Raw genomic sequence first — 21,623 nt, 5'->3', positions numbered from 1 at the left:
TATGGCATCAATTCTGGCGTGTCATTACAAAAAAATATGCTGTTTTTAAGGGCCAAAATAAGTTTTTTTCAGATTTTTTTATTGCCTTTTTTCTGTGCATGATTTGAGCATAACATGCTTGTTTTTATGACGATTCTGCATAAAAAAAGCGCTACTCTGAAGTAGCGCTTAAAGCTTAGTCTTATGGATTAAGCACGGTTTAAATCTTTGTCATGCATACCAAGTAAATATAGAACCCCATCTAAACCCACACTTGAAATAGCCTGATTTGCATTTTGACGAACTAAAGGTTTAGCGCGATAAGCTACACCAAGCCCTGCAATCGCTAGCATTGGCAAATCGTTTGCACCATCGCCGACCGCCATCGCTTGCTCTAGAGAAATACCCATTTTATTTGCAAGTTCGCGTAATAGCTCAGCTTTACGAGCGCCATCAACAATTGCGCCTTTCACTTCACCTGTTACGAAACCGTCTTGCACATCTAAAATGTTGGCATGAACTTCATCAATACCAAGTTTGCCTTGTAGGTATTCAGCAAAATACTGGAATCCACCAGATAAAATTGCCGTTTTATAACCAAGCGCTTTTAAGGTCGAGATGAGACGCTCTGCACCTTCAGTAATAGTTAAACGCTCTGCAATTTTAGGTAAAACAGCAGCATCTAACCCTTTTAATAATGCAACACGAGCACGGAAGCTTTGCTGGAAATCAAGCTCACCTTGCATCGCTCTTTCAGTGATTTCAGCAACTTGTGCGCCTACCCCTGCTTCAATCGCTAACTCATCAATCACTTCTTGTTCAATGAGTGTTGAGTCCATATCAAAACAAACTAAACGACGGTTACGTCGATAAGCATTGTCTTCTTGAACAGCGACATCAATATTTAATTCACTTGAAAGAAGTAAACATGCTGCACGCATAGCTTGAGCATCTAGAGTTGGGCCACTGCTTAAACCAAACTGTACACATGCACGACGCGGGAATGCGCTATCCTTTTCAAAGTCGACACGGCCTGATAAACGGGTAACAGTTTCAATGTTAAAGCCTTGGCTAGACACAATTTGTGTAACGGCTTGTAAGTGTGCAGCAGTGAGTTCAGGTGCTAAAGCCGTGACGATATAACGAGTACGGCCACCTTCAGTTACCCATTGATCGTATTCTGCGCCTGTGATTGGTTTAAAGCGCACTGTTAAGCCAATATCATGTGCTAAAATCAGAATTTCTTTCATTGCCAATGCGGTCGCAGTTTCATTATCGGAAGCGACTACAATGCCCAATGTGAGTTGATTATGAATAACAGCCTGACCTACATCCAGTATTTGCAATGAATGTACGGATAGTACTTGCATTAATCGGGTAAACTGGTTTGGTTGGTCTGGTCCTAAAAAGGATATAAGAATGATTTCTCGCATGAATTGACTCTAGTCTGAGTGACAACTATTGTAAGAATCATAATCGAATTTCAATATAATTGCCTTGGAAGTTTAACTTGATTGCGCCTAGACAAGGGCTATTTGCTAGCCTACTGATCGTTAGTTTTGCATTGCATACCTTTTTAATGGTGATTGCAACGACACACCAGCTCAATGAAAACCGTGCGAGTCAAGGTCAGCTCATGACCAGTCAACTCGTTGCAGACAGCTTATCTGAGCTAGAACCTGCCAATACGGTATCTTTAGCTCTGATTGCTAATCGCTATGCGACCAATCCAAGCGTTGCGTCTATTCGCATTCTTGATGCCAACAAACAAGTGCTGGCAACGAGTGGAATTTCAAAAACTCGCCAAGGTGAGATTTTTGCTCGCGATGCTCTGCAAAATGAAAAGAAAGTGGGCTCTATTGAAATTACGCTGATTCAACCAAGTATTGGTGAAATTTTGCGCACTCAATGGCTAGCAATTTTAGCTTCTCTGTTTTTGCATGTTTTATTATGGCTTGCCTATCGCGCGATTGCTCGCCCAACCCGTAGCGAATATTTGGCACGTATTAACGAAGAAAACCGCTTGAAACATGAAATTCAGCAGTTAACTCAGGCATTGGCTCTAGAAAAACAAAATACAGTAACGTTGGTTGCTCAAGCTCAACAACAAGCGAAAGGTAAACCAGCGGCTCGACCTCAACCAGAGAAAACAGCAGATTCAGCTGACCAACATATGTTGGCACTCAATATTCAGTTTTATGATCCTAAACAGTTATTAAGCAGTGTTAACCAATCGGTATCTGTTCCGTACTTTAAACTCTGTCAGCTCTTTTTAAACAAGAGTATTGAGTTATGCGTGAAGCATTACCAGTTAAAGTTAGCGGACATTGAAGTCGTAAATGAATTTAATGCAGATGGCGCTACACTTGCGATTTCAACCTCGCACGCTCACGCTGTAGAGTGTCTGCTTATGGTTGGAACCGTATTCCAGTTGCTCTCTGACGTTTTATATAAACGTTACCGCGAAGATAAACGCTTTGCGCTGCAAACTCGTAGTGCAACATGTAATGCTGTGGAAGCAATGCAAATTGATGCGAAAGAAGCTGCTCAACGTTTAGCACAACATCTTCATGCGAAAGAATCCGCTTTATATCTTGAGAATGATCAACTCAAGGCAATTCAAGACAGCTATCAACTTGTTGCAATGCCAAACCCAAGCAATGTGATGACTCGTCATGCATTTATGATCAATGGCATGAATGCAGAGTGCGCTGAACTTGCTCAAAATATTCGCACTGAGATTTTGATGGGAAAAAAATCAATCCCACAAAATGATAGTCCAAGCAGTGCAGCTTCATAAAAAATAACTGCGCATATCAGAACCTAGCCTTTTGGCTAGGTTTTTTTATTTAAATTCATTGTTTTTATTTTAAGTTATTCCATTTTCTTATGATTTATTTGTATAAATAAAGCTGGATCTATTCTATCTCGTTGCAAAGTTGGATAAATCAGAATCATAGGCAAAATTCTCTAAACAGCGTAAACTATGCAAAATTTATTAAATAGAAATTGTCTAACGACAAAAAAAGGTGAGAGCGAATGCCGCTGAGTCGTGTTGAAGATCTTGTCGCCGATATTCGTGCAGGCAAAATGGTTATCTTGATGGATGACGAAGATCGCGAAAATGAAGGTGATCTTGTCATTGCAGCAACGCATGTTCGTCCTGAAGATATTAACTTCATGATTACCCATGCACGTGGTCTAGTTTGCTTAACGTTAAGCCGTGAGCGCTGTAAGCAGTTAAACCTTCCGTTGATGGTTGACCAAAACGGTGCTCAGCATAGTACAAACTTTACCTTATCAATCGAAGCCGCTGAAGGTATTACAACTGGTATTTCAGCAGCAGAGCGTGCACATACAATTCAAGCTGCTGTCGCAGCGCATGCAAAGCCAAGTGATATTGTACAACCGGGCCATATTTTCCCGTTAATGGCACAGCCAGGTGGTGTTCTACATCGTGCGGGTCATACCGAAGCGGGCTGTGATTTAACACGATTAGCGGGTCTTGAACCAGCTTCTGTTATTTGTGAAATCATCAATGAAGATGGCACAATGGCACGTCGTGCAGATTTAGAAATTTTTGCCGAGAAGCATGGCTTAAAAATTGGTACAATTGCGGACTTGATTCACTACCGCATGACCAATGAGCAAACGGTTGAACGTCTGGATCAAAAAACGATTCAAACAGAATATGGTTCATTTGAACTCTATCGTTATCGTGAGATTGGTAACCCGGACATCCATTTGGCTTTAGTCAAAGGCGAGCCAAAAGAAGGTGTTACAACAGTACGTGTACATGGTTTCAGTCCAATTCGCGATTTACTTAAGCTAAATAAAGCTGATGGTGAACCTGCGTGGAATCTAGACCGTGCACTACAGACAATTGCAGCGAGTGATCGCGGTGTTTTAGTCTGGATCGGGCAAGATCATTTGCAAGACTTGGGACCAGCGTTGGATGATTTAAATAAACCAAAACCGGTGAAATCCAATGCAGCACTTTCACATCAATATCAAACCATTGGTGTAGGCGCTCAAATTTTGCGTGACTTAGGTGTTGAAAAAATGAAGCTTCTTAGCTCACCATTACGTTTCAATGCTTTATCTGGCTTTAATTTAGAAGTAGTGGAATATGTCACTGCTGATCAAATCACAACGAAATAATCGAGGTTGCTATGGCAATTCGCCGTATTGAAGGTTTATTACATCTCGCAAGCGAAGGTCGTTATGCGATTTTAGTGGGTCGTTTCAACAGTTTTGTTGTTGAACACTTATTGGATGGTGCAATCGACACATTAAAACGTCATGGTGTAAATGAAGATAACATTACTGTTATTCATGCTCCTGGCGCATGGGAACTCCCGATTGTTGCTAAAAAATTAGCTACATCAAATCAATTTGATGCAATCATCGCACTTGGCGCAGTTATTCGTGGTAGCACACCACACTTTGACTTCGTTGCTGGTGAATGTGCAAAAGGTTTAGGTGTAGTCGCGTTAGAAAGCAGCTTGCCTGTCATCAATGGTGTCTTAACTACTGATAGCATCGAGCAAGCCATCGAACGTTCAGGTACAAAAGCAGGAAACAAAGGTAGCGAAGCTGCTTTAACTGCAATTGAAATGGTTAATTTATTAAAGGCAATTTAAAGCATGTCTCAAACACTGCAAGCCGCTTATGCAGCAAAACGCAAAGCACGTCGTTTTGCTGTACAAGGTATTTATGAGTGGCAAATGAGTCACAATCCTGTACATGAAATCGAAGCACGTACTCGTGCTGAAAATGCCATGCACAAGGTAGACTTAAATTACTATCACGAACTACTAACGCAAGTGATTGCACTGCGCGACGATCTTGATGCATTACTCATTCCGGTACTTGACCGTGAACTTAGTGCACTTGATGGCGTTGAGCTCGCAACCTTACGTTTAGGTGCTTATGAGTTACGTGATCATTTAGAAGTACCTTATCGTGTAGTTCTTGATGAAGCCATTGAACTCGCCAAACACTTTGGTGGAGCAGATAGCCATAAATACATTAATGGCGTTTTAGATCGTTTAAGTTCAACACTACGTAGTGCTGAAAAACAACAAGCAAACTAATAGGTTTGAAGTTGATATGGCTGAGTTTTCTATTATTGACCAATACTTTAACAGACAATCTTACACAGATGTCACCTTAGGTATTGGAGATGACTCAGCCTTAATCACCCCTCCCCAAAATCAACAATTGGTGATCTGTGCAGATACGCTAGTTGCTGGTCGTCACTTTCCTCTTAATACCTCTGCGCATGCAATTGGCTGGAAAAGTGTGGCTGTAAATCTTTCAGATATTGCTGCCATGGGTGCTAAACCCCATAGTATTTTACTTGCGTTAAGTCTCCCTACCATTGACCATGAATGGCTCGAAGGATTCAGTCAGGGAATTTATGACTGCTGTAATCAATTTGGTGTTGCTCTCATTGGTGGAGATACGACCCAAGGTCCACATCTGACCATTACCGTGACGGCGATGGGTTGGATTGAAGCTGGACAAGCTGTGTTACGTTCAGGCGCAAAAGTCGGTGACTATGTTTGTGTGAGCGGTCAAGTTGGAGATGCAGCTTATGGTTTACAACACCTAGGCCATCCATTACAAAAAAGACTAGACTACCCCACACCACGTTGTCAGCTTGGACAACAGTTAAAGGGCCTTGCTTCTAGCATGATTGATATTTCTGATGGATTAGCCCAAGATTTAGGTCATATTTTAAAAGCGTCAAAAGTCGGTGCTCGGTTATTTTTAGAAAAGTTACCGATTGATTCAACGCTAGAGAAACTACCAGAACAGCAGCGTTGGCAATATGCGCTAGCTGGTGGTGATGACTACGAATTATGTTTTACAATAACACCGCAAAATTATGAAAAACTTTTGCAAAAACAACTAGACATTAAGTTTACAATGATCGGACAGATCGTTGAGCAAACACAACTAACTTTTGAGCATTTGGGTTCGGATTACCCATTGCAAATTCATGGATACCAACACTTTGCATAAGCCGCCGATTCATTTTAAAGATATGTCTTGGTTCAACCGCTGCATCGTTTTCTGTGGAGTTGGTTTCGGATCTGGTCTCGCACCTAAGGCCCCTGGTACTTTTGGCTCTGCTTTTGCCCTACTCTTCGTTCCGATCTGGTTATCGCTTGGATTTAACTTAAGCTTAATCGCGATAATTATCATGTCTTTGGTCGGGATTTATATCTGTGGTCAAACAGCAAAAGTCATAAATGTACACGATGATGGTCGAATTGTGTGGGATGAATTTGCAGGGCAATCTATTACCTTTCTTCCTCTCATTTACTTACAACAAATGAACTGGATGTGGGTGATCGTCGGCTTCATATTATTTCGAATTTTCGATGTTTGGAAACCTTGGCCTATCCGTGTTATTGATCGTCAAGTGCATGGTGGTTTTGGTATTATGCTTGACGATATTATTGCCGGTGTATGGGCTGCTCTTTGTACACTAATTATTATCCATTTGACTTAATCATTAGAGTTATTCATGTCAACTACCGTCATTATTCTTGCTGCTGGTAAAGGAACGCGTATGCGTTCTCAGCTTCCTAAAGTATTACAACCTTTAGCGGGTCGCCCACTATTAGGGCATGTCATTCAAACGGCAAAACAATTACAAGCTAAAAATATTATTACGATTTATGGTCATGGTGGTGACCGCGTACAACAAACATTTGCTCAAGAAAATGTTCAATGGGTTGAGCAAGCTGAACAACTTGGTACAGGTCATGCAGTACAAATGACCTTACCTGTACTTCCTAAAGAAGGTGTTTCACTGATTTTATCAGGCGATGTGCCATGTATTAATGCAAATACGCTACAAAAACTATTAGATGCATCGACCCAAACAGGAATTGGCTTAGTTACGCTCACTGTAGATGATGCAACAGGCTATGGTCGTATTGTGCGTCAAGATGGCAAAATTCAAGCCATTGTTGAACATAAAGATGCAAACGAAGCACAACGCCAAATTAAAGAATTCAATACAGGCATTTACTGTGTTAGCAACGCAAAACTTCATGAGTGGTTGCCTAAACTTTCAAATGAAAATGCACAGGGTGAATATTACCTAACTGACATCGTTGCAATGGCAATTGCAGATGGCTTAGAAGTTGCCTCTGTTGAACCAGAGCTTGCTTTTGAAGTTGAAGGGGTTAATGACCGCTTACAACTTGCAGCTTTAGAACGCCAGTTCCAACAAGAGCAAGTCAAAAAGCTCATGCAGCAAGGTGTAATGTTCTTTGACCCTGCACGCTTTGATTTACGTGGTTCTGTAAAAGTTGGACAAGACGTTCGTATTGACATCAATGTTATTATTGAAGGTGAATGTGAGCTTGGTGATTTTGTAGAAATCGGCGCTGGCTGTATTTTAAAGAACACCAAAATTGCAGCAGGCACTAAAGTTCAGGCCTATAGCGTTTTTGATGGCGCAGTTGTAGGTGAAAATGCTCAAATTGGACCATTTGCACGCTTACGCCCAGGAGCTAAATTGGCAAATGAAGTGCATATTGGCAACTTTGTTGAAGTTAAAAACACATCGATTGGACTAGGTAGTAAAGCTAACCATTTCACATACTTAGGTGATGCAGAAATCGGTGCTGAATCAAATATTGGGGCAGGTACTATTACTTGTAATTACGACGGTGCAAATAAACACAAAACCACTATTGGCGATGCCGTTTTTATCGGTTCTAATAGCTCGCTGGTTGCTCCGGTGACCATTGGGAATGGCGCAACAGTTGGTGCGGGTTCTGTGATTACGAAAGATGTAGCCGAACAAAGTCTCTCCTTTGAACGTGCGCAACAAATTTCAAAAGCAAATTATCAACGTCCCCAAAAGGTTAAAAAATAAGAGGATTGAAGTATGTGTGGTATCGTCGGAGGCGTTGCAGAGCGTTGTGTAACCGAGATTTTAATTGAAGGTTTAAAACGTCTTGAATACCGCGGTTATGATTCTGCGGGTGTTGCTTTACTGAATAACCAACAAATTTTACGTGAGCGTCGTGTAGGTAAAGTTATTAATCTTGCCGATGCAGTTGCTGAACACCAGCTTACAGGGGCTATCGGGATTGCGCATACCCGTTGGGCAACACATGGTAAACCAACTGAAAACAATGCTCACCCACATATGTCGGGTAAGGTTGCTGTTGTACATAACGGTATCATTGAAAACTACCAAGAATTAAAAGACGACCTTCAAGCTTTAGGTTATGTTTTTACTTCTCAAACAGATACTGAAGTCGTTGCACACTTAGTTGCTGAAGCTCTAAAAAGCACAGATAGCCTTTTAGATGCTGTTGAAACTGTTGTACCTCAGCTTAAAGGTGCTTACGCGCTAGGTATTATCCACAGCGACTATCCAGATGAACTCATTACTGTACGTGAAGGTTCACCTTTAGTCATTGGTGTAGGTATTGGTGAAAACTTTATTAGTTCAGACCAACTTGCACTTTTACCAGTGACTAACCGCTTTATGTACCTAGAAGAAGGCGATATTGCACGTCTTACTCGCACTTCAATTGAAGTATTTGCAAATGGCGAGCGCGTTGAGCGTCCAGTACGAGAGCTTGATGCAACCGTAAGCAGTGCATCAAAAGGTGAATACAAGCACTACATGCTCAAAGAAATTTATGAGCAACCAGAAGCAATCAAGCAAACAATTTCTCAAGCGCTTGATGGCAATAGCTTACGTGATGATTTCTTGAAAAATGCTGATGCAGATTTCAACAAAATTCAAAGCGTACAAATCATTGCTTGTGGTACAAGTTACCACTCAGGAATGATTGCGAAATATTGGTTTGAACAACTGATTGGCGTGCCTTGCCAAGTTGAAATCGCGAGTGAATTCCGCTATCGCACCCCTGTAATTGTTGAAAATACACTTTATATTTGTATTTCACAGTCAGGTGAAACTGCTGATACTTTAGCGGCACTACGTGAAACTCAAAAGCGTGCGAAAGCAAACAATATCGATATTCAGACTTTGACTATCTGTAACGTTGCTACGTCTTCAATGGTTCGTGAAACTGATCATCACTTATTGACTCTTGCTGGTCCTGAGATTGGTGTTGCTTCAACTAAAGCGTTCACGACTCAGCTCGCTGCGCTTATGTTGTTAATCTTGAAAATTGGTCAAGTGAAACAACGTATTAGCCCTGCTCTTCTTGAAGAAATTACACGTGAGCTATGGCACAGCCCGAAAGTTATTCTTGATACGCTTAAACATGATCCAGAAATTTTGCGTTTGTCTGAATTATTCGTTGAAAAAAATCACTGCTTATTCTTAGGCCGTGGTACGAATTATCCAATCGCATTGGAAGGCGCATTAAAACTTAAAGAAATTTCATATATTCATGCAGAAGGCTATGCAGCTGGTGAGTTAAAACACGGCCCATTGGCACTTGTTGATAATGAAATGCCGATCGTGATTCTTGCTCCAAATGATGAAATGCTTGATAAGCTAAAATCAAATATGGAAGAAGTTCAGGCACGTGGTGGTGAATTATTCGTTTTCGCTGATGAAAATAGCGGAATCAATGGAAAAGACCGTCAACACGTTGTACATATTCCAGCAGTAAACGAATGGTTAGCTCCAATCGTTTATAGCGTACCAGTTCAGTTGTTGTCTTATCACGTTGCTGTATTACGTGGTACAGACGTTGACCAGCCACGTAACTTGGCGAAGTCAGTAACTGTAGAGTAATTCAAAAAGATCATTATTAAGGCATCACCTGCTTTAATAACTGATTGATTAAGCCCGATACGCATTAATTGCCTATCGGGTTTTTTTATTGCATTCATACGGCCACACAGCCCCTTTCCCGTGAAAGAAAATCGAGTTTAATAATAGATAAGTCCCCTAGGACCCTGTGACACAACGGACTTTTACTTTTGCGCTGATTTAAAGTTTGAGAGATCATTGCGACACAGAGATAAAGGAGCTAAGCGAACTTAGCCCATTTGAGTTTTTTTCACAGCGTTGAATGCTGCTGAAAAAGTTAGGGGCAAAGTCCTGTGGGAGAACAGGACTTTGCAAACTGGTGCGTTTTAAACGTTGTACGGTTTGAGGTGAATACACCTGTTCAAGCTGTTGGCAAATACATTCGCAACTGGCTTGCATGTGCTCACCTGACAAGCAAATTCTTTTAAATTCCTGCTGAGCATTGGCGTCATCATTTGTAATACCGTAAGCACCGACCACAAGGTTTAAAAACAATATAAATTTATGAAGTTTCATATTATTCTCATGCTTATTTATATCTTTAAATAAAATAAAAATATGATTAACTTAAATATTAAAATAATTTTTCAAATAACAGTTAATCCTCCTATAAAAATAGGAAAATAAAATAATTAAGATTTTAAAATAAAAATAATTTATAAATTTAAAATATCAGGTAGCAAAAACCCAAATTTTAAATAAATAAAATAGTTAAATAAGAGAGAAAATAAGTTTGAATAATGGCATGGCCAACTCCTTAAAAATGGAGTCCTACCACCAAATCACCGCGAATTAATTTATGGTGGTAGAACGAAAGAGGGTTGACAGACTGGTGCCCATAGAGACCAGCACGCACGGGGCGTCCCCCTTCCGTCCTACCGCAAAGAAAGGGGACGCAAGGGTCTAACGACTTATAGTAGAACTATAATCCGCTATGGGGACTTACGGTCTGTCAAAACCGTCTGGCAATGTAGGCCAGCAACGAGATAATAATCGGTGATTTTAATTACGTCAATTTATTTTAATAAAAAATTTTAAATATAATAATTTTATTAATATTTAAATAATATTATCCTCTTTATTATACTTATGGTTTTTAATTAAATATAAAATTGAGTTATATATTTGGTTAATAAAATAGATTGAACGTTAATTTTAATTTAACAGTTTATATAAATATATAAGATGAGAAAAAGCGAGACATAGAAACAAGTTATAGAAAGCACTTACTCCAAAGATGCTGCGCCCCACCTCTTACCATCTTTTTGAGAGCTTATTTTTAAGCTTTTACAGGTGAATGCTGTCCTAATCCTAGGCCGTCAACATCTTGCTATATTGCATAGTACAGACGTTAACCAACAGCCTAACTTAGCTAAATCAGTAACCGTTAAGTAATTTAAAAGTATTTCGTTATCAAAGCATTCATAACTTTGATAACTCATCTATTAAAAAACTAGATATGTCTTTGAAATACATATTGGACTTTTTATTGTGTTCTTATAGCTCTAAAGTATAGTCTCATGCTTTTATTAAGAAATTCTAATAAATATAATAAAATCAAAATGTTAAATACAAAAACCAACAAAAACACTTGGATTTATATGTGAAAAATTATGGTATAAATCACGCTTCGAAATTTACTTGATAACTATTAATTTCGACTATTACAAAAACTTTCTAATTATAAGGAGCGACATATCATGGCTAATGGCTTTCCAGAAGGAAACTTTAGAATCGTTAACAAAGAAACAGGTGCATGTATTTCAAGTTTGTATGGTGGTCAAACCCATGGTGTACAAGATGCAGTAACTGCGCGTGGTGAAACGGGTAAGTTAGCTTACTCTCATACAAATGACCGCCTATTTACGGTACATGACAAGGTTAAAAATATAGACGAAGAGCTTTGGTATTTTGACAGTCACGCAGACGGCTGGGGTCGTAGAGTGAATATGCTTTATAACAAAGTTAAAGATATCCGTTCTAGTTGGGCTCTCGGTGCTTCTGTTGAAACAAATGCGATTGCATATAAATTATTAGATAAAGACTTAGAACATTTTCTTAGCCTTTTACCAAAGCAAGATGAAGAAACACTCGCCCACTTAAAAACCAGTGATTTTCTTGATATTGTTGGTTTATTAGAGACATTTATTCATAGTAACGGCGAAGAAAATATTAAATCGGAACTCATTGGCAAACTCGATGAAACTAAGCTGAACGAATATTTAAATGCCGTACTCGCTCATGAATCAATTCGTCGCATCGAACAAAAATTCGATGAATATGCACGCTCTCCTTGGCTCTTTTTAAATATTCCTGAACTTAAAGGTTTGTCTGAAAATCCTTTCGCTCAGAAGAATGAACAACTCTATAAAATTATTCTTGCCGCGGTGCAATTAGATGTCTTGGATCAAAAAGATTGGACTACAAGATCAGAGTTCCGATTGCATTTACGCCATGACAATATCGATGCTCTACTAAAAAATATGAAGAAAGAGAGCATGGCGGAGCTTCATGGAAAAGCATATAAAGAATATGAAAATACTCAAGACCTTAAAAAAGAAGCCGTAAAAGTCCTTCTAGAGCTTAGAAAAACGCTAGATTTACATACGAATGAAAAAAATATGGATACGGTCAAAAAGATTTTAAAGGTAAGCTTAAAATCAAATGAGTCTTTTGAACAACTGCAAACAGCGTTAAACAGTACCAATGGTAAAGAATTAAAACCAGTTAATTGGCACAGTGGCGGTGTTTTCTTGCAAGGCGCGGGTCGCCAGTACCAAACTAAATGGGCATTTGAAGATGGTTATATCTTTGTAGAAGGCCAACCAGATGCTGTACTAACGCATCTCTGGGGTTCATCTGTAGGTATTAGTCAACGATCTGATGACCAAAAACAGCGCTGGGAACTTAAAAGTGCTTAATTTGAGCTAGAACATAAGATGGTAAGAGAAAGCTCTCTTACCATCCTTATAAAATTTATATTGCGATATCTTTTACAGGTAAATGTTTACCTAACAATGAAAAAGTAACGTCCGCAACTTCCAACGGGTCTGAACTGGTCCAAATAATATGATTTCCCTCATTTGGACTTTCAGAACTTAACTTATATTGATTGAGCTGCCGTATTAATTGCGCTGTTACAGCTTCCGAAGGCTCAATAATTTGGATATCACGACCTACAATTTCCTGAATCGTATCTGAGACAAATGGGTAATGGGTGCATCCTAAAATAATCGTATCAACTTTTTGCTCGACTAACGGCGCCAAAATATTTTCTAAATAATCCTTAACTTCCTCGGTATGCGCTTTGCCCGTTTCAATTTTTTCGGCCAAACCAATACAAGGTACTAAAGACACTTTGATATCTTGCGCATACGTTTCAATTAAACTTTTTAAGTTTTTGCCCTTCACTGTGGTGGCAGTCGCCAAGACAGCAATATGCTTACTTTGAGTGATGGCTACAGCAGGTTTTACCGCTGGTTCTATGGCAATGAGTGGCACATTAATTTGCGCTCTGATTGTTTCAATCGCTACAGCCGTCATCGTATTACACGCAATCACGATCGCTTTGCATTTACCCTGAGCAACTAGATTTGAAATTAGATGCGTGGTTCTTGAAACAATCCAGTCGCTTTCTTTGTCTCCATACGGGACATATTTCGAGTCAGCGAAATAGATAATATCTTCATTCGGAAGGGCCTGCCGAATGTGCTTAAAGAGAGACAACCCGCCTAAACCAGAATCAATCATTCCAATTGGGTTGTTATTGTTATTCATGGTTTGTCCTGCATTTCATATATTTAGAAAAATTCTTTCATGGTTGCCAAGTCGTTGAGCACGACTTTGGGCTGAATGGTTTTTAATTTTTCAGCCGATGTATAACCCCAACCGACGGCAGCAAAATCAATACCTGCTTTATGTGCAGCTTCGCCATCAGTGGTTTGGTCGCCAACATAAATGGCCTGCTCTTTATTTAAATTCAAAATGTTGAGAACACGCTTAATTCGCTTCGCTTTACCAAATATAGACGAGCCACCATCAATATGGCTAAAAAGCTCACAGAGTTCTTTACCCAGTACATTTTGACAGTTTTCTTTAGAGTTTGAAGTAATAATTGCGAGCGTATACCCCTGCTTATGCAGTTCAATTAAGTGGTCCCGCATACCCTCAAACAGATGAATTTCTTCATCTCTATCTTTCATTAACCGAATAAAGTCTTTCGCAATCCAAGGCAGTTTCCACCTAGAAACATTCATCTCTTTCATAATTTCTTTTGGTGAAAGATGTTTGTACTGCTCTACTTCATGTAGCTCTACAGATTTAAATTTATGCTTCTTGGCAAGCTGATTTAAAGTACCTAAAAAGAAGCTAAAGGAGTCGACTAAAGTACCGTCCATATCAAAAATAATAGCTTGGTATTCTTTTAAAGATTTTTCCATTTTAAAGTTCTGAAATAAAATATATTTTTTATAATTATATTCTGTTTTCTATTGGTTTTTAAATCAGGCCCAACGAGGACCTGACCTAAATTTCAAATTTTATTTTAAGCTGCCGCTTTTTGTTCCTTAATCCAATTTTTAATACGGGCATCAAGTATATTTAAAGGCAATGTTCCTGCATTTAAAACCATGTCATGGAATGCTTTGATATCAAAACGGTCTCCAAGCTCCTGTTTGGCGAGCTCCCGTAGCTCTAAAATTTTTAGTTGTCCCATCTTGTATGCCAATGCTTGGGCAGGAATAGCAATATATCGATCAGTCTCTGCCTGAATATCTGGTTCATCTAAAGCTGAGTGTTCACGCATAAAATCAATCATTTGCTGACGGGTCCATTTTTTATAATGTACGCCAGTGTCCACCACTAAACGACAAGCGCGGAACAACTCGCTCGATAGTCTTCCATAGTCTGAAAGCGGGTCTTTATAGAAACCAACATCTTTACCCAATTGCTCTGCGTAAAGTGCCCACCCTTCAATATAGGCGGTGTGGTTGGGCTGCTTACGAAACATCGGTAAATTTGGCAGGTTTTGGGCAATATCAATCTGCATATGGTGGCCGGGAATTGCCTCATGGTAAGCGGTCGCTTCCATTGATATTTTGGAACGTTCAGAGAAGTCCCCAGTATTCACATATACCTGTCCCGGGCGTGAACCATCAGGCGTGCCTTGGTGATACTCCGCACCTGCCGCTTCTTTTTCTCGATATTGCTCTACAGGCAAAACTTCGACTTTATTTTTGGGTAATAAACCAAATAGCTTCGGCAACTCTGGTTGCATTTGGGCAATATATCCCCGATAAATCTCTAAAATTTCTTCACGAGATTTTGGGAAAACAGCGGGATTTGTTTTTAAGGATTGTTGGAAACTCTTTAAGTCATTGAAACCTTGTGCTTTGGCAATTTTCAGCATTTCCGCTTCTATGCGAGCAACTTCTTTTAACCCGAGCTGATGAATATTTTCAGGGCTTTCAGAGGTTGTCGTATTGTTTTCTACATAAAAGCGATAGAGCTCGTCACCGTTTGGCAAGCTCCATATACCCTCGTGTTGTCGTCCATAGGGTAAGTAATCTTTCTGAATAAACGTCCCGAGTTTTTGATAAGCGGGGCGAACATTTTGATCTATGGCCTGTAGTATTTCACGGCTTAAACGCTCTTGTTCTGCTTTCGAAATATTTTTTGGAAATTGCTTTAATGGAGAAGCAAACACACTGTCTTTCCCTGCGGGAGTTGCAATGCTATTAATCTGCTTTGCCACCTTTTCAATTAAATATTTGGGTGGCATCAAACCATCTTTTTGTCCTTGTTTCGCTAACTGAATACCTTGATCAAGAATAAGAGGAATTTGTTTTAAACGAGCAATATAGTCTTGATATTGCTTAGCATTATCAAATGGAATCGAACTAATAAATCCCGGAAATTGTAAATGTAGGCCCCACATTTGATTAAAAGGCATCTCATACAATTTCAAATCATAATTTTTAAGTGTTTCTTTCAACTGATAAATCATTAAATCTTTATTTAATTGATCAGTTGCTGAAAACCCTGTGCTATCAATTGCTTCAAAACGTTTTAAAAAATTTTGAGTACTTTTTTTATCTTTCTCAATCTGATTTTTTGAAGACTCGGTCCATCGATTGTTGTAGCGTAAATCTCCTAAAGTCGTTGCAGTTTCAGGGTTATTTTTCAAAGTATATTCCCACTGTTCTTGTAAAAGCTGGTTTAAAGCGTTCACCCGAACAGAGACATTACTATTTGGTTTAGATTGTGATTTTTCGATGGTATTTGTATTTATTTCGGGGGTTGCAGCATCAGAAGAATGAGACATCCAAAATAAAACACTGATACAAGCAAAATGTAAGGTTCTGTTTTTCATTTAGTTATCCAGAAATATTTAACAAAGGTTAAAATAAAGACAAAACAAATTACGTGCCAAGCAGCATATAAAATAGTGTAAAAATCGAGTATTTTTTTAACTCAATGATTTTATAAATTAATTTTCTTTTTAATTAAATTATTTATAGTTGCTATCTATATTCCGTATCTGACTTTAATGGTTCAGACACTTAAAAAAAGTGCACATGAGCGATCTCAGTGCACTTTTTCATTTCTACATTAAAAATTGTTTCTCAAGAAAACAAATATTGATAAACAATATAGGCAGCCAGTTTTGCTGTTCTATTGTCTAAATCAAATTTTGGATTGCACTCAGCAATATCTAAAAGTTTGATTTTTCCAGTCTCTTGAATATGCTTAAAAATTGCTTCAAAAGTGGCTAAATCAATTCCTTTTACAGCAGGTGCGCTCACTCCAGGTGCTACCGCAGCAGCAAATACATCTAAATCAATCGTAACGTACAAACAGTCTACTTTTTCAATAAAAGCATCAACCGCCGCAAGTACGTTGTTTAGGTTAAAAATATTAACCTCATGATCACGTAAATATGAGCAATTCAGCGCATCGGCTGTATCAAACAAAACTTTAGTATTGGCATGGTTAGCGACCCCAATACATAAATAATGAAATTGTTTTTGATGTTGTTCTGAAAGTCGAGCTGCCTGTAAGAAAGGTGTACCAGAGGTTGCATGCTCTGCTTCACGCAAATCAAAATGGGCATCGAAGTTAATAATTCCTATTTTTTTATCTGGCGCATGTGCTTGTACATATTGGAACAGACCACTAAAGCTACCAAATGCAACCTCATGTCCACCGCCCAATACAATCGGTTTTAAACCATTTTGTAGGCTAGTTGCGACTTGTTCTGCTAACTCACTTTGGGCTTGCTCTAAATTGTCATATTCACAAGTCACTGTACCTAAATCGACAATACTGACTGGACGATGAATAGGTAAATTGGCAAGCTGATTACGGATTGCATCTGGCGCATCGGCAGCACCGACTCGGCCTTTGTTACGTTTCACGCCTTCATCAGAGCTAAAACCAATCAGCGCAAATTCGGCATGTTGGGTTTTATTCATAATATGGTGAATACGTTGGTGTGCTTCACCCTCGCCATCATGGCGACCTTGCCATTTAAATGTGTGATTCATGTGACACCGTTTAAAAAATAACTTCTTGTCCATGCTGAACGACTCGCTTCGGCAAATCACCGCCCAACCAGTAAACAATTTCAGATGGATGCTCAATATCCCAAGCCACAAAGTCAGCGACTTTGCCCTGCTCCAGACTGCCGTACGTTTGTTCTAAACCGAGCGCTTGTGCAGCATGAATGGTGACACCAGCTAATGCTTGCTCAGGCGTTAAACGGAAGAGCGTGCTGCCCATATTCAGCATTAAACGTACAGAAAGTGCTGGAGATGTACCCGGGTTTAAATCACTCGACAGCGCAATACGCACGCCATGCTTAATAAGACTTTCAATCGGTGGATATTGTGTTTCACGTAATAGATAAAAGGCGCCCGGTAGTAACACAGCAACCGTACCCGACTCTGCCATTGCTTTGACATCATCTTCGGTCATGTACTCTAAATGGTCAGCCGACAAAGCATGATAACGTGCTGCCAAGCTTGAGCCACCTAGCGATGAAAGCTGTTCAGCATGAAGCTTAACGGGTAGACCCAATGATTGTGCTGTTTTAAAAACACGTTCGACCTGAGCAGGTGAAAATGCTAAATGCTCGCAGAACGCATCAACTGCATCGACTAAACCTTCAGCATGCAGTTTAGGCAGCATTTCTGTACAGATATGCTCGATATAAGCATCGCTTTGATCTTTGTATTCTGGCGGTAAAGCATGAGCAGCTAAACAGGTGCTTTTGACCGTCATTGGTAAAGCTTCACCAATTTGACGGATCACACGCAGCATTTTGCGTTCGTTTTCGTAGTTGAGTCCGTAACCAGACTTAATTTCGATAGTGGTTACACCATCTTGTTGCATACAGCGAATACGTTTAAGTGCTGAATTTAATAGTTGTTCTTCGCTTGCTTCACGCGTTGCACGTACTGTACTGGCAATACCGCCACCGCTTGCTGCAATTTCAGCATAACTTACACCTTGCAAGCGTTTTTCAAACTCAACACTACGGTTACCACCAAATACACTATGCGTATGACAGTCGATGAACCCTGGGGTAACCCAAGCGCCTTTTAAGTCAACTGTTTCGGAATATGTGTCGGTAGGAAGTTGTTGTTGTTTTCCAATCCACTGAATGAGATGCCCTTCTGTGACAATTGCAGCATCTTCAATGTAGGAGTATTGCCCATTTTGCATGGTGGCAATGTGGCAATTTTGCCAAAGTTTTTTCATGAGCCTTTCCTCAAAACTGCCCAATAGTTAAACCATTGGGCAGTTCATTTGTTAGCTTTCTATCTCAACATTTTGCTGGATAGGATTACTTTCCTTTCCCAAGTTTTGCTGTGGTTTTACCCATATGCGATAAGCAATAGTTAAGAGTGCAAGCCATGTTATTCCGACATAAATTGCAGGACGTGAATCAGGGAAATAACCCATCATCACTAAAATAAACACCATAAAACCAATCGCGAACGCAGGTGCAACTGGCCAACCCCACACAGGGAAATCAAGTGCTTTAATTTCAGCAGTAGATAATTTACGGCGCATCGCAACTTGCGAAAGCAAAATCATGAGCCATACCCAAACCGTTGCAAAAGTCGCAATTGATGCAATGATCATGAATACATTTTCAGGAATCAGGTAGTTCAACACCACGCCAATTAACAGCACGCCAGCCATAACCACAACAGTCATCCAAGGCACACCATTACGCGATAATTTTTGGAAAATGCGAGGTGCTTGACCACGGTTTGCCATACCATAAAGCATACGGCCAGCGCCAAATACATCACTATTAATTGCCGAAATCGCAGCAGTCACCACTACAATATTTAGAATATTCGCAGCAGATTTAATGCCTAAATTTTCAAAAATTTGTACAAATGGACTACCTTGGCTACCAATTTGATTCCATGGGAAAATCGACATCAAAACAAAAATGGTCAGTACATAGAAAAGTAAAATACGTACTGGAACAGCATTAATGGCTTTTGGCAAAGTGGTTTTAGGGTCTTGTGATTCGCCAGCAGTTAAACCGATAATTTCGATACCACCGAAAGCAAATACAACCACAGATAAACATGCAACTAAGCCTGCAATGCCATGCGGCATAAAGCCATCATAAATCCATAAGTTTTGAATACCCGGTACCACACTGCTATGGTCAGCGTGGAAGCCATAGAACATTAAGCCTATGCCACCTAAAATCATGGCAACAATGGCACTAACTTTAATGATGGAAAGCCAGAATTCGAGTTCACCAAAGACTTTAACGTGAATCAGGTTAATGGCACCCAAGAACATAATCAGAGATAAAATCCAGATCCACCGTGGCACATCGGGATACCAGAACCCCATATAAATACCAAAAGCGGTGACATCGGCAATCGCGACAATCACCATTTCAAATACATAAGTCCAGCCTGTAGTAAAACCTGCCAGAGGACTAATGTATTGTGATGCATAGTGGCTAAATGAACCGGATACTGGATTATGGACAGCCATTTCACCCAGTGCGCGCATAACGATATAAATTGCAATCCCTGCAACGATATACGCTAATAATACTGAAGGCCCCGCCATTTTAATGGCGGTAGCCGAACCATAGAAAAGCCCAGTTCCAATTGCTGAGCCCAATGCCAAGAAACGAATATGGCGGGTGTTCAATCCCCGCTGTAGTGTGGAGTTTTGTGACATTATAATCTCCAATCCTTGAGGAAATTTAGTTAGATTCGGCCACTCCATGTGACCGTTTTATCAATCACACTTCAGATAAACTAGGGAGTAGTTTTGGAATAAGTAACTCGTTTAAACAGCCACTCGAAAGTAATTCACTTGCTTGTTCAATATCAGGAGCAAAGAAACGGTCTTCACTGTAGTAAGGAACTTGATCGCGCAAGATTTTACGAGCTTGTTCAAGTTTAGGCGAGCTTTTTAAGCCTTCACGGAAGTCTAGACCCTGACAAGCGCCTAACCATTCGACAGCTAAAATGCCACGGACGTTGTCAGCCATATACCAAAGACGTTTACCTGCATTCGGAGCCATTGATACATGGTCTTCCTGATTCGCTGAAGTTGGCAAACTATCAACACTTGCCGGATGTGCAAGTGCTTTGTTATCACTCGCAAGAGCAGCAGCGGTTACTTGAGCAATCATGAAACCTGAGTTCACACCGCCATTTGCAACCAAGAACGGTGGAAGCTGTGACATGTGGCGGTCCATCATCATCGAAATACGACGTTCTGAAAGTGAACCAATTTCTGCGATTGCCAATGCTAAATTATCTGCCGCCATTGCTACAGGTTCTGCATGGAAGTTACCACCAGAAATCACATCACCTTGTTCTGCAAAAACAAGTGGGTTATCAGATACAGCATTTGCTTCAATTTCTAAAACTTCAGCAGCCTGACGGATTTGAGTTAGACATGCACCCATCACCTGTGGTTGGCAACGTAAAGAATACGGATCTTGAACTTTGCTACAGTCTTCGTGTGAATGTGCAATTTCACTCGAATCCGTCAATAAGTCACGATAAGCCGCCGCAACATCAATTTGACCACGTTGACCACGTACTTCATGAATACGTGCATCGAACGGTGAGCGTGAACCCAGCATTGCTTCAACACTTAAGCCACCACAAACTGTCGCAGCAGCAAATAAATCTTCAGCTTCAAACAAACCACGTAAAGCATAAGCAGTCGAAACTTGGGTACCATTTAAAAGTGCCAAGCCTTCTTTTGCTGCTAAAGAAATTGGCTCTAAACCTGCAATTTTTAAAGCTTCAACTGCTGGCAACCATTCACCTTTATAACGTGCTTTACTTTCACCAAGTAAAATCAAAGACATATGTGCAAGTGGTGCCAAGTCACCTGAAGCGCCGACTGAACCTTTAAGAGGAATGTGCGGATAAACTTCAGCATTAATTAAAGCCAACAAAGCATCAATGACTTTACGGCGAATACCTGAGAAGCCACGTGCCAAGCTATTTGCTTTCAATAGAACAATTAAACGAACCATTGCATCATCAAGTGCTTCACCTACACCTGCTGCATGCGAAAGAACTAACGAACGCTGTAATTTTTCTAAATCTTCAGGAGCAATCTTGGTTGAAGCAAGTAAACCAAAACCTGTGTTAATGCCGTAAGCTGTACGCCCTTCATTTACAATCTGTTCTACACAAGCCACGCTTGCGTTGATTGCAGCTGATGCACTTTCATCTAACTTAACTTTAATCGGGTTGAGGTAAGCTTGACGTAAATCAGCTAAGGTTAATTTTCCCGGTTGGATCAGTAATTCCATGTTGGCTTCCTAATTTTTTGCACTATATTCTGCTGAGACAGTGCT

At 40.0% G+C, this 21,623-nt stretch carries 17 protein-coding genes and 1 pseudogene; 9 read left to right on the top strand and 9 right to left on the bottom strand.

Annotated elements, in window-relative coordinates:
- Positions 1-188 precede the first annotated feature (188 nt).
- The gene (gene serB, locus AOLE_RS00470; RefSeq protein WP_004790139.1) at positions 189-1,412 is read right to left on the bottom strand and encodes a phosphoserine phosphatase SerB; all 1,224 of its coding nucleotides are present in this window, start codon (positions 1,410-1,412) and stop codon (positions 189-191) included.
- A 59-nt stretch (positions 1,413-1,471) separates the two neighbouring features.
- Here serB and AOLE_RS00465 point away from each other — a divergent pair, with 59 nt between their 5' ends.
- The 8 genes from AOLE_RS00465 (at position 1,472) to glmS (ending at position 9,733) form a co-directional block, all read left to right on the top strand.
- A complete protein-coding gene (locus AOLE_RS00465; RefSeq protein ID WP_081399092.1) occupies positions 1,472-2,779 on the top strand; it encodes a hypothetical protein in 1,308 nt (435 codons plus the stop codon).
- 239 nt (positions 2,780-3,018) lie between these two features.
- On the top strand, positions 3,019-4,140 hold the full coding sequence (gene ribBA, locus AOLE_RS00460; protein ID WP_003654193.1) for a bifunctional 3,4-dihydroxy-2-butanone-4-phosphate synthase/GTP cyclohydrolase II: 1,122 nt from the start codon (positions 3,019-3,021) through the stop codon (positions 4,138-4,140).
- Between the two features lie 11 nt (positions 4,141-4,151).
- Positions 4,152-4,622 carry a 6,7-dimethyl-8-ribityllumazine synthase gene (gene ribH, locus AOLE_RS00455; protein ID WP_002119264.1) on the top strand — a complete coding sequence of 157 codons (471 nt, stop codon included), beginning with the start codon at positions 4,152-4,154 and terminating at the stop codon, positions 4,620-4,622.
- 3 nt (positions 4,623-4,625) lie between these two features.
- Positions 4,626-5,075, top strand: a complete 450-nt coding sequence (gene nusB / locus AOLE_RS00450; protein WP_004790142.1) for a transcription antitermination factor NusB — start codon at positions 4,626-4,628, stop codon at positions 5,073-5,075.
- Positions 5,076-5,091: 16 nt separating this feature from the next.
- Positions 5,092-6,009 (top strand): thiamine-phosphate kinase, encoded by a 918-nt coding sequence (gene thiL / locus AOLE_RS00445; protein ID WP_013196560.1) that lies wholly within the window; start codon positions 5,092-5,094, stop codon positions 6,007-6,009.
- Complete coding sequence (locus tag AOLE_RS00440; protein WP_013196559.1) at positions 5,987-6,502, top strand: phosphatidylglycerophosphatase A family protein; 516 nt, start codon at positions 5,987-5,989, stop codon at positions 6,500-6,502. Before thiL ends, AOLE_RS00440 begins: the two co-directional genes overlap by 23 nt.
- A 15-nt stretch (positions 6,503-6,517) precedes the next feature.
- Entirely contained in the window at positions 6,518-7,882 is a 1,365-nt protein-coding gene (glmU, locus tag AOLE_RS00435; protein WP_005300484.1) for a bifunctional UDP-N-acetylglucosamine diphosphorylase/glucosamine-1-phosphate N-acetyltransferase GlmU, read from the top strand.
- A 12-nt stretch (positions 7,883-7,894) separates the two neighbouring features.
- Positions 7,895-9,733, top strand: a complete 1,839-nt coding sequence (glmS, locus tag AOLE_RS00430; protein WP_005300481.1) for a glutamine--fructose-6-phosphate transaminase (isomerizing) — start codon at positions 7,895-7,897, stop codon at positions 9,731-9,733.
- A gap of 238 nt (positions 9,734-9,971) precedes the next feature.
- On the opposite strand, the pseudogene AOLE_RS00425 reads toward glmS, so the two are convergent.
- Positions 9,972-10,267: pseudogene (locus AOLE_RS00425) on the bottom strand (hypothetical protein).
- Between the two features lie 1,184 nt (positions 10,268-11,451).
- On the opposite strand from AOLE_RS00425, the gene AOLE_RS00420 reads away from it, so the two are divergent.
- A complete protein-coding gene (locus AOLE_RS00420; RefSeq protein ID WP_013196556.1) occupies positions 11,452-12,672 on the top strand; it encodes a hypothetical protein in 1,221 nt (406 codons plus the stop codon).
- Positions 12,673-12,727: 55 nt separating this feature from the next.
- Here AOLE_RS00420 and murI read toward each other — a convergent pair whose 3' ends face one another.
- From murI to hutH, 7 genes are all read right to left on the bottom strand, one after another.
- The gene (gene murI / locus AOLE_RS00415; RefSeq protein ID WP_013196555.1) at positions 12,728-13,528 is read right to left on the bottom strand and encodes a glutamate racemase; all 801 of its coding nucleotides are present in this window, start codon (positions 13,526-13,528) and stop codon (positions 12,728-12,730) included.
- A 23-nt stretch (positions 13,529-13,551) separates the two neighbouring features.
- The gene (locus AOLE_RS00410) at positions 13,552-14,190 is read right to left on the bottom strand and encodes an HAD family hydrolase (RefSeq protein WP_013196554.1); all 639 of its coding nucleotides are present in this window, start codon (positions 14,188-14,190) and stop codon (positions 13,552-13,554) included.
- 104 nt (positions 14,191-14,294) lie between these two features.
- Complete coding sequence (locus AOLE_RS00405; RefSeq protein ID WP_013196553.1) at positions 14,295-16,121, bottom strand: DUF885 domain-containing protein; 1,827 nt, start codon at positions 16,119-16,121, stop codon at positions 14,295-14,297.
- 253 nt (positions 16,122-16,374) lie between these two features.
- Positions 16,375-17,295 carry a formimidoylglutamase gene (gene hutG, locus AOLE_RS00400; RefSeq protein WP_013196552.1) on the bottom strand — a complete coding sequence of 307 codons (921 nt, stop codon included), beginning with the start codon at positions 17,293-17,295 and terminating at the stop codon, positions 16,375-16,377.
- A 10-nt stretch (positions 17,296-17,305) separates the two neighbouring features.
- Positions 17,306-18,511 (bottom strand): imidazolonepropionase, encoded by a 1,206-nt coding sequence (gene hutI, locus AOLE_RS00395; protein WP_013196551.1) that lies wholly within the window; start codon positions 18,509-18,511, stop codon positions 17,306-17,308.
- Positions 18,512-18,562: 51 nt separating this feature from the next.
- Positions 18,563-19,975 (bottom strand): amino acid permease, encoded by a 1,413-nt coding sequence (locus AOLE_RS00390; protein ID WP_005300457.1) that lies wholly within the window; start codon positions 19,973-19,975, stop codon positions 18,563-18,565.
- Positions 19,976-20,039: 64 nt separating this feature from the next.
- Positions 20,040-21,578, bottom strand: coding sequence for a histidine ammonia-lyase (gene hutH / locus AOLE_RS00385; protein ID WP_013196550.1), 1,539 nt, complete (start codon positions 21,576-21,578; stop codon positions 20,040-20,042).
- Positions 21,579-21,623: the final 45 nt, after the last annotated feature.

The sequence above is a fragment of the Acinetobacter oleivorans DR1 genome (genome assembly GCF_000196795.1).
Taxonomy (GTDB): domain Bacteria; phylum Pseudomonadota; class Gammaproteobacteria; order Pseudomonadales; family Moraxellaceae; genus Acinetobacter; species Acinetobacter oleivorans.
This window is presented reverse-complemented; position numbering and strand designations above follow the sequence as displayed.